Annotated in this window: 9 protein-coding genes and 1 tRNA gene; 4 read left to right on the top strand and 6 right to left on the bottom strand. The window is 62.3% G+C overall.

Translation table 11 applies throughout. The features are described 5' to 3' along the window. Positions 1-109: 109 nt before the first annotated feature. Genes ACQ4LH_RS01070 through hmpA form a run of 3 tightly spaced genes read right to left on the bottom strand, consistent with a single transcriptional unit; the run spans position 110 to position 2,753 of the window. Positions 110-1,300 carry an NnrS family protein gene (locus ACQ4LH_RS01070; RefSeq protein WP_430695463.1) on the bottom strand — a complete coding sequence of 397 codons (1,191 nt, stop codon included), beginning with the start codon at positions 1,298-1,300 and terminating at the stop codon, positions 110-112. Next, positions 1,287-1,541 (bottom strand): transmembrane sensor/regulator PpyR, encoded by a 255-nt coding sequence (locus ACQ4LH_RS01065; RefSeq protein ID WP_430695462.1) that lies wholly within the window; start codon positions 1,539-1,541, stop codon positions 1,287-1,289. The genes ACQ4LH_RS01070 and ACQ4LH_RS01065 overlap by 14 nt, the downstream gene beginning before the upstream one ends. Before the next feature lie 30 nt (positions 1,542-1,571). Continuing rightward, positions 1,572-2,753 carry an NO-inducible flavohemoprotein gene (gene hmpA, locus ACQ4LH_RS01060; protein WP_430695461.1) on the bottom strand — a complete coding sequence of 394 codons (1,182 nt, stop codon included), beginning with the start codon at positions 2,751-2,753 and terminating at the stop codon, positions 1,572-1,574. 174 nt (positions 2,754-2,927) lie between these two features. Here hmpA and norR point away from each other — a divergent pair, with 174 nt between their 5' ends. After that, a complete protein-coding gene (gene norR, locus ACQ4LH_RS01055) occupies positions 2,928-4,481 on the top strand; it encodes a nitric oxide reductase transcriptional regulator NorR (protein ID WP_430695460.1) in 1,554 nt (517 codons plus the stop codon). Positions 4,482-4,660: 179 nt separating this feature from the next. Beyond that, a complete protein-coding gene (locus ACQ4LH_RS01050) occupies positions 4,661-5,896 on the top strand; it encodes an HD-GYP domain-containing protein (RefSeq protein ID WP_430695459.1) in 1,236 nt (411 codons plus the stop codon). Positions 5,897-5,904: 8 nt separating this feature from the next. Here the strand turns inward: ACQ4LH_RS01050 and ACQ4LH_RS01045 are convergent, their stop codons facing one another. The 3 genes from ACQ4LH_RS01045 to ACQ4LH_RS01035 form a co-directional block, all read right to left on the bottom strand. Next, positions 5,905-6,420, bottom strand: coding sequence for a hypothetical protein (locus ACQ4LH_RS01045; RefSeq protein ID WP_430695458.1), 516 nt, complete (start codon positions 6,418-6,420; stop codon positions 5,905-5,907). Continuing rightward, positions 6,417-8,999 (bottom strand): M66 family metalloprotease, encoded by a 2,583-nt coding sequence (locus ACQ4LH_RS01040; RefSeq protein ID WP_430695457.1) that lies wholly within the window; start codon positions 8,997-8,999, stop codon positions 6,417-6,419. The genes ACQ4LH_RS01045 and ACQ4LH_RS01040 overlap by 4 nt, the downstream gene beginning before the upstream one ends. Before the next feature lie 794 nt (positions 9,000-9,793). After that, positions 9,794-9,870 (bottom strand) — tRNA-Arg (locus ACQ4LH_RS01035). Between the two features lie 348 nt (positions 9,871-10,218). On the opposite strand from ACQ4LH_RS01035, the gene gabD reads away from it, so the two are divergent. Then, positions 10,219-11,667 (top strand): NADP-dependent succinate-semialdehyde dehydrogenase, encoded by a 1,449-nt coding sequence (gene gabD / locus ACQ4LH_RS01030; protein ID WP_430695456.1) that lies wholly within the window; start codon positions 10,219-10,221, stop codon positions 11,665-11,667. Between the two features lie 176 nt (positions 11,668-11,843). After that, positions 11,844-13,124, top strand: a complete 1,281-nt coding sequence (gene gabT / locus ACQ4LH_RS01025; protein WP_305588828.1) for a 4-aminobutyrate--2-oxoglutarate transaminase — start codon at positions 11,844-11,846, stop codon at positions 13,122-13,124. Positions 13,125-13,381 lie beyond the last annotated feature (257 nt).

Here is a 13,381-nt window from a genome sequence, read left to right as displayed (position 1 = left end):
AAGACAAGGCAAAAACGGCCGAGGAAGCGGAGTTTACTGGCTGTAAATGAGCATTCCGAGGCCGTTTTTAACGCAGTATTGCCAACGCAGGTAGTTTTTCAACGACCTGCTAACCCGGCTGCCCATCCACCCGCGCGGTGCAAAACATCACCGCGTAATGACGCACAAACAGGGCAAAGGCCACGATCCACAACAGACTGGACAGGCCCAACCCCGTTGCCGGCGCAAACGGCACCAGCAGCACCCGTGCCACGACCGCCAGCTGCAGACTGGCAAACGCCCAGCCCATCGCGACCGGCGGCTGCAACGGCCGACCGGTATGCCCAAGACTGACCCGCGCCAGCATCGCCAGAATCACCCCGCCGACCGTACCCAGCGCCAGGGCGTGGTAGGCCAGACTGACGTTGTTCAGCCAGCCCGCATGCCAGGCCGCCAGGCCCACTAACGCCAGCGGCAACCAGGCATAGGCCAGGTGCAACGACCAGAGCAGCGGTACGCGCCAGATCCCGCCGTCGTACCAGTGCCACAAACGCAAACCATGCAGCGCAACCAGAGCCAGCAACAGCGGCAGCAGCCATAGCGACGACTGCATGGCCAGGCCGCTGGCAAACAGCAGCGCCAGGCTTAGCGACAACAGCAGCACCAGCAGATCCAGGCGCGGCCGCGGTGCAGCAGGCTCCGCTCGATTAAGGCCGCGTTGGGTAAAGAACGGAATCACCCGCCCGCCGATAATGCTCACCAGCGCCGCAATCAGCCATAAGCTGGCCAAGGCACCGCGCCGCTGCAGGGCATCATCACCCAACGCCAGGCCATACAGCAGCAGCCACTCGCAGCCGGCCATCAGCAGCACCACGACCACCAGCGGGTAGTTGCGCCACTGGCGCACCGTCCATAGCTGTCGCCCAAGCAACAGCGCCAGCAACGGTAGAAAAGGCAGTTGCAGCGCCAGCAAAAGTGGCAACGGCGCACCGAACAGCCAGGCCAGTCGCGCCAGCAACCACAAGCCGAACAACGCCGCCAGCGGCCAACCACTCAGGCCCGGCCGCCCCGTCCAGTTCTGCACGGCGGTGAGCAGAAAGCCTGCAATGATCGCCACGGCAAAGCCGAACGGCAGCTCATGCCGGTGCCAGGCCAGGCTGCCGCCCACCGGCTGCCAACCCGGCAGATAACCCAGCAATGCCGCCGCCCACAGGCCAATCGCCAATACGGCAAACAGCGCGCCACCGAGAAAGAACGGGCGAAAGCCCAGCCGCCAGAGCGGCGCAATGCTCAGCTCGCGCTGCCGGTCACGCAGCCACACAGCAGGGCTCCTGTTGCTTACGCAGGTGTTGCTGCGCGGCCAGGCGCAGCACATAACCGAGCTTGAGCAGGCCTGGGCCGATGATCGTCAGCGAGTGCGCCGTGACCAGGCTGCCCATGCTCAGCTGCGCCTCCAGGCCATAGGCGCCCAGCAGGCCGCTAAGCAACAGCAGCACGCCGGCCAGCAGCATGCGGTTCGCCAGTTGCAGTGCCCGCGATGGGCAGGACAGATACGCCAACATAATCACCTCCCAGGCTGTTAAGCCTCTGTTTTAGCTATCCAGCGCGCTGGCCGGACCAAAGAACTCGTAATGACTCTGCGCCGCCGGCACGCCGAGGCTGTGCAGGTGCCCTTTAACCTGCGCCATAAACGGCTTAGGGCCGAGGAAGTAAGCATCCAGATCGCGCTGCTCAGGCAGCCATTGCTCCAACTGCTCGAGGCTGAGCAAACCTTCGGCATCGGCCTGATCGCCCGCACGCGGCTCGCTGTAGCACACGTAATGGCGCAGCTGCGGACGCTCAGCACGCTGCGCCTCAACCCAGTCGCGGAAAGCGTGTACACCGGCGTGGCGGGCGCAATGGATAAAGTGGATATCACGGCCCGTGTCGCGCGCCGCTTCCAGCATGCTCAGCGCCGGGGTGATGCCGACGCCGGCAGTGATCAGCACCAGCGGCTTGGCCGACTCACGCAGGACGAAATTCCCTGCCGGCGCGAACAGCTCCAGGCTGTCGCCGACCTGCAGTTGGTCATGCAGGTAATTGGAGACCTTGCCGCCGACCTCGCGCTTGACGCTGATGCGGTACTCGCGGCCATTGCTTAAGGCCGACAGCGAGTAGTTGCGGCGCTGCTCGCCACCGTCCAGCAGCAGGCGCAGGCCGATGTACTGGCCGGGCAGGAATGCCGCCAGCGCGCCACCGTCGGCCGGCACCAGGTACAGCGAGACGATCTCCTCGCTTTCCTGCACCTTGCGGCTCAGGCGGAAACTGCGCGCCCCGCGCCAGCCACCCTCGGCATTGGCGTTGGCGCTATACGCGGCCTCTTCGGCACCCATGAGGATGTCAGCCAGCTGCCCATACGCCACGGCCCAGGCCTCGATCACCGCATCGGTGGCGATCTCCTCACCGAGCACTTCACGAATCGCCCGCAGCAGGCAGCTGCCGACAATCGGGTAATGCTCCGGCAGGATCTGCAGCGACACATGTTTGTTGACGATCTGCCCAACCAACGGCCCCAGCGCCTCCAGCCGATCGATATGCCGGGCGTACATCAGCACCGCATTGGCCAGGGCACGCTGCTGGCCGCCACTGGCCTGGTGCGCCTGGTTGAACAGCGCACGCACCTCGGGGTACTCGTTGAGCATCATCTGGTAGAAGTGCCGAGTCAGGGCTTCACCGCCGCTTTCCAGCAGGGGTACGGTGGCTTTGATCAGGGCGGATTGGGCAGGGGTCAACATAGCGCTTCCTCGTCAGGGCGACACGCTGCACTTGCGCAGCGGTTCGGTTCATATCACCCTGACTATTACAGGAAGCGTGCCAATTATTTTATTTATATAGATCATAGGCTTACGAATTATTGTGTCTTTATGACAGCAATAATTTTGAGTCTTAATGACAACTAGCGTGTCCTTATGACAGCAAATCCACTGCTTACCGCGCTGATTCCCTTGGTCGCTGATCTGTCCCGCGAGCTGCCGGAAGTCGAGCGCTATCGCCGCCTGCTGCAAGCGCTGCGGCAGTTGCTGCCGTGCGACGCCGTGGCGCTGCTCAAACTCGACGGCGATGTACTGATTCCACTGGCCGTTGAAGGGCTGAGCGCCGACACGCTCGGCCGGCGCTTCAAGCTCGACGAACACCCGCGCCTGCAGGCGATATTGGCGCAGCGTGGACCGACCCGTTTTGCCACTGACTGCGAGATGCCCGACCCCTACGACGGCCTGGTCGACGGCCATCGCGGCCACCTGCCCGTGCACGACTGCCTCGGCTGCCCGCTGTATGTGCAGGACCAGCCCTGGGGCCTGCTGACCCTCGACTCGCTCGATCCGGCGAGCTTCGGCCGGGTCGATCTGGACAACCTGCAGGCCTTCGCCAGCCTGGCCGCCGCTACCGTGATGGCCAGCGAGCGGATCAACGCGCTGCTGCAACGCGCCGAGGATCAGCACCAGTTAGCCGAAGCCTACAAACAGGCCGCCGGCCAGCAACGCCCACGTGAGCTGATTGGCCAGAGCGCCGTGCACAAGCGTCTGGCGGCGGAGATTGCGCTAGTCGGCAACAGTGAATTGAGCGTGCTGATCAGCGGTGAAACCGGCGTCGGCAAAGAGCTGGTTGCCGAAGCCCTGCACGCCGCCTCGCCCCGCGCGACCAAGCCATTGATCAGCCTCAACTGCGCGGCGCTGCCCGACAACCTGGTGGAAAGCGAACTGTTCGGCCATGTACGCGGCGCCTTTACCGGTGCGCACAACGAGCGGCGCGGCAAGTTCGAACTGGCCGACGGCGGCAGCCTGTTTCTCGATGAAATCGGTGAACTGCCGCTGGCCGCGCAAGCCAAGCTGTTGCGCGTGCTGCAGAGCGGCCAGCTGCAACGGGTCGGCGCCGACCAGGAGCAGCGGGTCAACGTGCGCGTGCTGGCCGCCAGCAACCGCGACCTGGCCGAGGAAGTACGCGCCGGGCGTTTTCGCGCCGACCTCTATCACCGCCTCAGCGTCTACCCCCTGAAAGTCCCGGCGCTGCGCGAACGCGGCCGCGATGTATTGCTGCTAGCCGGCTACTTCCTCGAAGAAAACCGCGCACGCCTAGGGCTGCGCAGCCTGCGCCTGACTGCCGAAGCTCAGGCCAGCCTGCTGGCGTACAACTGGCCGGGCAACGTGCGCGAACTCGAACACCTGATCGGCCGCGCCGCCCTCAAGGCCCTGGCCGGTTGCAGCGAGCGCCCGCGCATCCTCAGCATCGACAGCGCGCACTTGGATCTGCCGACCAGCCAAGCCATCGCAGCTCCTGCGACTCAAAGCACAGCAGAGCCGCACAACGAACTGCCGCTGCGCGAAGCCCTCGACGCCTACCAGAAACAGCTGATCAGCCAGGCGCTGACCCGCCACCAAAACAAATGGGCCGCCGCCGCCCGCGAACTGGGCATCGACCGCGCCAACCTGATCCGCCTGGCCAAGCGCCTGGGGTTGGAAAAGTAACCGCCTAGCACTCAGCCCTACACAACGGCAGTTACATGGCTAACCTTCTATCCGCACATCGCGCTCGCTTTGCGAGCGATGCTGAAATCCCCCTCCATCAATAGGCAAATGCAATTTGCTGCCCACACAGCAGGGGTAGCTAATGGCCAGCACTCAGCGACTCCCTCTGGAGAGCATCCATGGCCGACGAAGCCAAACCGGACCGCATCAAAGTCGACGCAGCGCAACTGACCATCGGCATGTATGTGGTCGAACTGGATCGCCCATGGACGGACACCACCTTTCTTTTTCAAGGCTTTCGCATTCGCCAGCAGCAGGACATTCGCCTGCTACAGGAAGTCTGCAGTTACGTCTGGGTTGATGCGCGGCAATCCGTCACCGTGCATGATCAGGTCACGGCCAATATCGCCCAGCCGGAAGCACTGCAACCGGTTATCGCCAAGGTCGACTTCAACCTGGAAATGCTCCAGGCCGCTCCCACCTGGCATGCCGCTCGCGAAGAGTCATTGCGAATTCTGCAGGCGGTCAAACTGGGCCAGGAGCTGGATGTCGATGCGGTCAAAGCGATCATCAAGGACTGTGTCGAAAGTATCCTGCGCAACCCGGCAGCCATGCTCTGGCTGGCGCGCATCAAGAACAGCGACGAGTACACCGCCGAGCACTCACTGCGCGTATCCATCCTTTCGATTGCCCTGGGTAAAGAGCTGGGCTTGCCGGCTTATCAGCTCGAGCAGATCGGCGTGTGCGGCATGCTCCACGATGTCGGCAAGATCAAGGTACCCAACGAGATCCTCAACAAACCCGGCGCCCTCACCGCCGAAGAGCTGTGCATCATGCAGGGCCACGCGGCCGAAGGGCGCAAGCTGCTAATGAGCAATCAGCAGGTGACTGCCGCCACGGTCGACGTCGCCTATTCACACCACGAGCGCCTGGATGGGCAAGGTTACCCACGCGGCCTGGACGCCAGCAAAATCCCTTACTTCGCCAAGATCATCGCCGTAGCTGACAGCTACGACGCGATCAACAGCGACCGGGTTTACAGCAAGGGAAAATCCAGCCTGGAATCGCTGCGCATCCTGCTGGAAGCGGTCAACAGCCATTTCGACGAAGAGATCGTTGGCTGCTTTATCCGCCTGATCGGCATCTATCCACCGGGAGAAATCGTCGAACTCACCAACGGCGAAGTCGGCATCATCATTGGCTGCCCACCCGGCAACAAGCTCAAACCCAGAGTGCTGCGCGTACTGGATGCCGAGAAAAAAACCTGCAAGGAAAGCATTATCGACCTGGCCAACACGGCCAAAGACCCCAACGGCAAACCCTACCGGATCCACGAAGTGCACAGCTGCGGAGCCTTTGGTATCGATATCGATGCTTTCCGCAGGAAGGGGCTGGTAATCCCAACGCATTTATAGCGCAATGGCTAAAAATCGCTGATGCCCGCCGGGCACACTCCCAGGGCTGCCAGCTCCTCCAGCGGCACCCCGCCGGAGATGTACTGCTGGCATGCTGCTGAAGGCGCAGCAGGCGGCGGAGAAACATCGGTGACAACCTCGCTGGCCACACTCGCCTGCAGCGTGCCGCCGAGTCGCAGAAATGCTCGCGTCTGACCGCGCTGCAGCCAAACACCTTCATTCTCGATGGCAGCCAGGCGTATGCCACCCGGCAATACCGCGCCGAACTCAACCCGTTGCGCAGCCGCCTGACCGATGCTGAGCAGTGCCCAGCCGCCGCCACTGCTCTGGCGAAACAGACCATGCAGCTGCCAATGTTCAAGGCCAGTCAGGGGCTTTGACGAAGGCAGTATCCACAGCGAATCGGCAGGCAGCAGATCACTCGGCAGCTGCACCGCGCCCACCGGAAATGCCAGGCACAAACCCAGCACCGCTCGGCTCATAGCAATCCAGATACGCCGGGTGGTTACGCTGCACTCGGTCATAAGCTCGGCACGGTGTCTCGCCGTTGTGCGTAGTCGATAAAGCTCACCAGGTTGCGGCTCTTCAGCAGCGGCAGCAACGCGTGGTCATTCAGCGATAAACCAAACCACTTCTGATTAACCCCACCGGTGCAGCCGTACAGGATCAGCTTGCCGCGGCCGTTGGTGAGGAAGCCTTGGGACAGGTCCACGCAGCGCCCGGCGTACTTCAACTGGGGCAAGGCAGCAAAGTCCCAGGCTTGTGTATCGCGCAGCGCATCGCAGTCGCTGAGGCTGATGTCATTGGTTGCCGTCAGGCATTTGCTCGGCTGTGCAACGCTGCGAATACGCCCGCTGGCATCGACCAACCACTGCTCATCCGCAGCACCGGTGCACTGCGCCTTGGCCGCTACGTAGGGGCTCCAAACACCCTCCTTCAGCTCCGCGCGTACACAGTTGCCATTATTCATGGTGAAGCTTTGCGGCGCGGGGAGCAGGGGGCGCTGATCAAACTGCAGGGTTACCAGCAGCGCGTCGAGGGCACTGCGTGCGGCATCGCTGCTCGCCAGTTGCGCGCCATGGGCATCGAGCCAGCGGTTCAAACGTAGTGCACGCTCCTCCTGACTTTTCAGCCGCTGCATAACCTGCTGAGCAGTCGCCGACAGCCCATCAGTTTGCTCGGCATAGCTGTCATAGAGCAGACGAGCGTCGCCGGTTAAGGCCAGCACAGGCTGATTGGCAATCGCCTCCAACGCCGCTTGCAACTTCGGCCGCTCTTCGTTGAACAGCGCCTTGAAGCGCTCCTCGCGGCCCACCACTACGGGAGCCGGCATAGCGGGCATGCCCTGGGCAATGGCGAGGCTGGCCAAATCAACCGGGTTGTCACCCGGCGCTTCGCGGCACTGCAGGGTAGCCGCCAGCGGCCGCTCGGCCTGCGCCAGGTTGATATGCAGCTTGTTGGCGTTGCTGCCCATGCGCAGTGGGGCAACGGCTATGCGCTGGCTGGCACCGCCGACAAAATCCACTTTCAGCCAGCACTGCTTGCTGGCCGCTGCGTCATTGGGGGCAGGCAGGACATACACCTGGCCCCAGTTGCCGCGCAGCGCCGGGTAGAGCACGCCGTTGTTGGCCACCGGGTCATAGCCGCCGAGGAGAGTAAAAACCGGCACCCCGAACAGTCGTGGTTTGCGGTAGTTGCCATCGGCGCTGTTGTACCAGACCTGATTCGAGCTCGGCACCTTGGGCTGGATGGTCTCCATCTTGCGCGTGTCAGCGTCCCACTTGCGGTAGCCGGTGGGCGAGTCGGTCGCCCAGACTGCACGGTTATTCAGGTTGGGCTGAATCCAGTTCTTGGTGCTGTAGCCGGTGTAATGGGTATAGCTGGACAACGCACTGGTGAAGTCACCGCCCGACATGGCATCAGGCGCAAATGCATAGGCGTCGGCAAATACCGGCGTACCACTCATGGCAGCCGTCTTGTTGCGTGCCCAGAGCAGGTTGGCGCGCATGCGTTTGCGGTAAGCGATATAGCCCCAGCCGCTGTCGTGGTGGTGAACCGCCCAGAAATAGTTGCCGTTTACCTCACCGGGATAATGGCCAATGCCATAGTGATGACCAATCTCGTGGCTGAACTCATTGCCCACCGCGTTATACAGCGTGAGGATGCCGTTGCCGCCACTCAGCCCGTGAGTTTGCCGGCCGTTGCTGTAGGTGCCGGCGGCATGATGAATCACCGCCGTTTGCGTGAGTTGGGGTTGCTGCTGGCTGACCATCCCAGCGCTGGTGATGCCCCAGTTGGCCAGGTTGATGCCGGTGCTGAAGGTGGACTTGGCGGTGTTCTCGCGCATGTCGCCGCTGTAAACCCCACCTTCTCCGGCACTTGCCGTGTCATAGATAACGCCACTGCCGACCATTACCCGATCCAGTTTGACGTCCTCATACTGGCTGACCAACAGCCGTGCAACCGGCACGGTCTGGAAGTATTCGGTGGCCGCCTGCGCCGCCCGGTTGAGCATCCAGTGCCCATCACTGACAGGTGGCTCTGTGAGCATGCCCAAGCGAATCGACTGCACCACCAACTCGGCCGGCGCGGCAAAATCGAAAGCCGCGGCGCTGCGCTCGCCACGCCGCCCGCGCTCATCGATAACCTGCAAGCTCATCCCCGGCCGGACCCAGTCCCAAGGCAACACCGCAGACCAGGCGCGCCGTGAATAAACCACATCAGGGCGACTATCCGCCCCGGTGCGATCCGCACTGGGCAGCCTGTCCGGCTCACTCAATACCAGTTCGCCCTTGAGATCACCGTCCACCGTCACCTGCACACGCAACTGTTGCGGCAGTGGCTCTGTCGGCAGCGGGGTTACCAGCAAAAGCGCCTCACGCTCGCTGGTTAGGCGCGGCATGTTCTTCGCCTCGTTGCCCTGCGGATCGACCGAATGGCTCTGCACGAACTGCAGCATGGCCGCCAGATCACCCGTCAGATCATTGCGCACCGGGCGCGGCTGGCCGTCTGCCGCAACATCGTAAAAGCCCTGCGCATTGACCTCATCAACCACCGCCGCGGACGGCTCGGGAAAGGCCTCACCAGGCGGTGGCGCAACCACCGGCGGCTCTACTGGAGGAGTCACTGGCGGCGTGACGGGCGGCTCCACAACCGGGGGTTCGACGGGCGGCGCAACTGGCGGCGTAACCACGGGAGGCTCAGTCGCCGGCGGACGACTGCCAGTGTTATTACCGCCGCCACTACTGCTTCCACCACCGCCGCCACCCAGATCCAGACAGCCTGTCAGATTAAACAGCGCCAGCAACAACAGGCTTACACGAAGCATGATTTCTCAACCTTATCCTGGAAAGTCGTAATAACGGCCGCACAATTACCCAGGCCGCGCGGAGGCAGTTCGACATGTGGGTAATCGCCATGGAACAGGCAGAAGTAGCGGGCTAAAACACGCGGGAGCGGTAACCCCTGAAAAATTCGAAACATGCGAGCGGCTCGATATGGTTTCGCGCGTCCATGCACTCGATGATTTTTCTATGCGCCGTCACCTTGAAATGGAAACCGGCATAAGAGAGCGCGCGAGCATAATTAAAGCTGCTAAGTCGGTCAGTTTGCTGAATGATCGCTGTGATAGTTCTCACACATTCAACCCGGCCAATGGCTACACCGTAGGTGTGCGGGGAGCGCCGGAAATCTCAAGAAGCTGAGCAGCTACTGAGTCGGATACCGGGGAGCCGAAACGTCCTTTTCTCAGAGGACGACGTGACGAGGATCGAGGGGGAGGGGCCTTGTTGAAGTCAGCCCGCAAAAGGCGCGGCACCGACTAAGGCTTATGCAGGACGCAGGGTGGACAGCAAACAAAAAAGCCCCAGGTTTTCACCTGGGGCTTTCGTTTATATATGGCGCACCAGGCGGGATTCGAACCCACGACCCCTGCCTTCGGAGGGCAGTACTCTATCCAGCTGAGCTACTGGTGCAGCGCGGGCGCAATCATACGCATGTCGCTGGCGGGCGTCCATGCTGCTGCCTTGTTCGCAATTCTGCACGGCAGCGGCTGGCTAGCTGTCTAGCCATATAAAGCGGGTGAATACGTACAATATTCCGTTAATTTTTTCGAACAGGCTATTGCCCTTTACCCCTCGTGACCCTAGGATTCGTTTGAGATTTCAAACGCTCTTGCTAAAACTGTGTGCAATTCCGGGTGATTGGTCATCCGCGAGGCGCACATCAGCAGCCAGGGTGCACACACCGAACCTACACGCGCCGCTTGGCGGCGCACCCAGCGCAAGTGCCGATACCAGGGTGTCGGAATTTAGGAGACTGCCATGCAACTGAAAGACACCCAGCTGTTCCGTCAGCAGGCTTATATCGACGGCACTTGGCTGGACGCCGACAGCGGCCAGACCATCAAGGTCAACAACCCGGCCACCGGCGAAATTATCGGCAGCGTGCCAAAGATGGGCGCAGCGGAAACCCGTCGCGCCATCGAAGCGGCCGACCGTGCGCTGCCAGCCTGGCGTGCCCTGACCGCCAAGGAGCGCTCGAACAAGCTGCGCCGCTGGTTTGAATTGTTGATCGAGAACCAGGACGACCTCGGTCGCCTGATGACTCTGGAGCAGGGCAAGCCGCTGGCCGAAGCCAAGGGCGAGATTGTCTACGCCGCTTCCTTTATCGAGTGGTTCGCCGAAGAAGCCAAGCGCGTATATGGCGACGTGATTCCAGGCCACCAGCCAGACAAACGCCTGATCGTGATCAAGCAGCCAATCGGCGTGACCGCGGCCATCACCCCGTGGAACTTCCCAGCGGCGATGATCACCCGTAAAGCCGGCCCGGCCCTGGCCGCTGGCTGCACCATGGTGATCAAGCCGGCCTCGCAGACCCCGTTCTCCGCCCTGGCCCTGGTTGCTCTGGCCGAGCGCGCCGGCATTCCAAAAGGCGTGCTGAGCGTGGTTACCGGCAGCGCCGGCGAAGTCGGCGGTGAGCTGACCAGCAACCCGATCGTGCGCAAGCTGAGCTTCACCGGCTCGACCGAAATCGGTCGCCAGTTGATGGCCGAATGCGCCAAGGACATCAAGAAGGTCTCGCTGGAACTGGGCGGCAACGCGCCGTTTATCGTGTTCGACGATGCCGATCTGGATAAGGCCGTCGAAGGCGCGCTGATCTCCAAATACCGCAACAACGGCCAGACCTGCGTGTGCGCCAACCGCCTGTACATTCAGGACGGCGTGTACGACGCCTTCGCCGAAAAACTGGCCGCCGCCGTGGCCAAGCTGCAGATCGGCAACGGTCTGGATGAAGGCACCACCACCGGCCCGCTGATCGACGACAAGGCCGTGGCCAAGGTGCAGGAGCATATCGCCGACGCCCTGAGCAAAGGCGCGCGCCTGCTCGCTGGCGGCAAGCCGCACGCCCTGGGCGGCAGCTTCTTCGAGCCGACCATTCTGGTCGACGTGCCGAAGAACGCCGCCGTGGCCAAGGAAGAAACCTTTGGCCCGCTGGCGCCGCTGTTCCGCTTCAAGGACGAGGCCGAAGTGATCGCCATGTCCAACGACACCGAGTTCGGCCTGGCCTCGTATTTCTATGCCCGTGACCTGGGTCGCGTGTTCCGTGTGGCGGAAGCCCTGGAATACGGTATGGTCGGCGTCAACACCGGGTTGATCTCCAATGAAGTCGCGCCGTTCGGCGGCGTAAAAGCCTCGGGCCTCGGCCGCGAAGGCTCGAAGTACGGCATTGAGGATTACCTGGAAATCAAATACCTCTGCCTGGGTATTTAATCCTGGCGAAGTAGCAGTAACCCCGCCGAAGACGCACGAGAGCGCTGCGCCTTCGGCTTTATATGGACATAGCTGTGGCCGGGCGTGCTGTGACAGTCGATCATCGAATACTGCCAAGCCGCCGCCGGTGACACATCCTTGAACCACGCCGAGATTAACCGGCGAATGAGGACATCATGAGCAAGACCAACGAATCTTTGATGCAACGCCGCACCGCTGCCGTTCCGCGCGGCGTGGGCCAGATCCACCCGATCTTCGCCGAGTCGGCGAAGAACGCCACCGTCACCGACGTTGAAGGTCGCGAGTTTATCGACTTCGCCGGCGGCATCGCGGTGCTCAACACCGGCCACCTGCACCCGAAAGTGATTGCTGCGGTGCAGGAACAGCTGACCAAGCTGACCCACACCTGCTTCCAGGTACTGGCCTACGAGCCTTACGTCGAGCTGTGTGAGAAGGTCAACGCCAAGGTACCGGGCGACTTCGCCAAGAAGACCCTGCTGGTCACCACCGGCTCCGAAGCGGTGGAAAACGCCGTGAAGATCGCCCGCGCCGCCACTGGCCGTGCTGGCGTGATTGCCTTCACCGGCGGTTACCACGGTCGCACCATGATGACCCTGGGTCTGACCGGCAAGGTCGTACCCTACTCGGCCGGCATGGGTCTGATGCCCGGCGGCATCTTCCGCGCCCAGTACCCGTGCGAGCTGCACGGCGTCAGCACGGATGACGCGATTGCCAGCATCGAGCGCATCTTCAAGAACGACGCCGAGCCGCGCGATATCGCCGCGATCATCATCGAGCCGGTGCAAGGCGAGGGCGGTTTCTACGTCGCGCCGAAAGACTTCATGCTGCGCCTGCGCGCCCTCTGCGATCAGCACGGCATCCTACTGATCGCCGACGAAGTGCAAACCGGCGCCGGCCGTACTGGCACCTTCTTCGCCATGGAACAGATGGGCGTCGCCGCCGACCTGACCACCTTCGCCAAATCCATCGCCGGCGGTTTCCCAGTGGCCGGTGTGTGCGGCAAGGCTGAATACATGGACGCCATCGCCCCAGGCGGTTTGGGCGGCACCTACGCCGGCAGCCCGATCGCCTGCGCAGCGGCCCTGGCGGTGATGCAAGTGTTCGAAGAAGAGAAGCTGCTGGATCGCTGCAAGGCCGTTGGCGAGCGTCTGGTTACTGGCCTCAAAGCCATCCAGGCCAAGCACAAGGCCATCGGTGATGTGCGCGCCCTCGGTGCGATGATCGCCGTCGAGCTGTTCGAAGGCGGCGACCTGCACAAGCCAAACGCCGCCCTGACCGCCGCGGTGGTGGCCAAGGCGCGCGACAAGGGCCTGATCCTGCTGTCCTGCGGCACCTACGGCAACGTGTTGCGCGTGCTGGTACCGCTGACCGCCGAAGATGCTCTGCTCGACAAGGGCCTGGCGATCATCGCCGAGTGCTTCGCCGAACTGGCATAAGCACGGGGCGTTAGCCCGGCAATAAAAAAGACCCGCTTCGGCGGGTCTTTTGCTTTCGGCGATTAAGTAGGGCATCGATTTGATAGCCAGGTGTTATTGGCAGGCAACAATCCATAGCCTGCATCATGCCGCCCGACACAACCTTACTCACGGCCTCTACAGCGCTTTGTAGGACAACCAGACCGCTCTATCACGGCCCATTCAGGCCGCATAAGAAAGTTGACGAGTTGTTCAGCACTTCGTCGGCCGACGCTGGT

This window comes from Pseudomonas peli (genome assembly GCF_050563605.1).
Taxonomy (GTDB): domain Bacteria; phylum Pseudomonadota; class Gammaproteobacteria; order Pseudomonadales; family Pseudomonadaceae; genus Aquipseudomonas; species Aquipseudomonas peli_A.
Note: the sequence above shows the minus strand (reverse complement) of the source record. Positions and strands in the feature narration are given on the sequence as shown.

Coding starts and splice junctions, on each gene's coding strand:
- ACQ4LH_RS01065 (WP_430695462.1), bottom strand. CDS start 1,541: ATGTTGGCGTATCTGTCCTGCCCATCGCGGGCACTGCAACTGGCGAAC.
- hmpA (WP_430695461.1), bottom strand. CDS start 2,753: ATGTTGACCCCTGCCCAATCCGCCCTGATCAAAGCCACCGTACCCCTG.
- norR (WP_430695460.1), top strand. CDS start 2,928: ATGACAGCAAATCCACTGCTTACCGCGCTGATTCCCTTGGTCGCTGAT.
- ACQ4LH_RS01050 (WP_430695459.1), top strand. CDS start 4,661: ATGGCCGACGAAGCCAAACCGGACCGCATCAAAGTCGACGCAGCGCAA.
- ACQ4LH_RS01045 (WP_430695458.1), bottom strand. CDS start 6,420: ATGACCGAGTGCAGCGTAACCACCCGGCGTATCTGGATTGCTATGAGC.
- gabD (WP_430695456.1), top strand. CDS start 10,219: ATGCAACTGAAAGACACCCAGCTGTTCCGTCAGCAGGCTTATATCGAC.
- gabT (WP_305588828.1), top strand. CDS start 11,844: ATGAGCAAGACCAACGAATCTTTGATGCAACGCCGCACCGCTGCCGTT.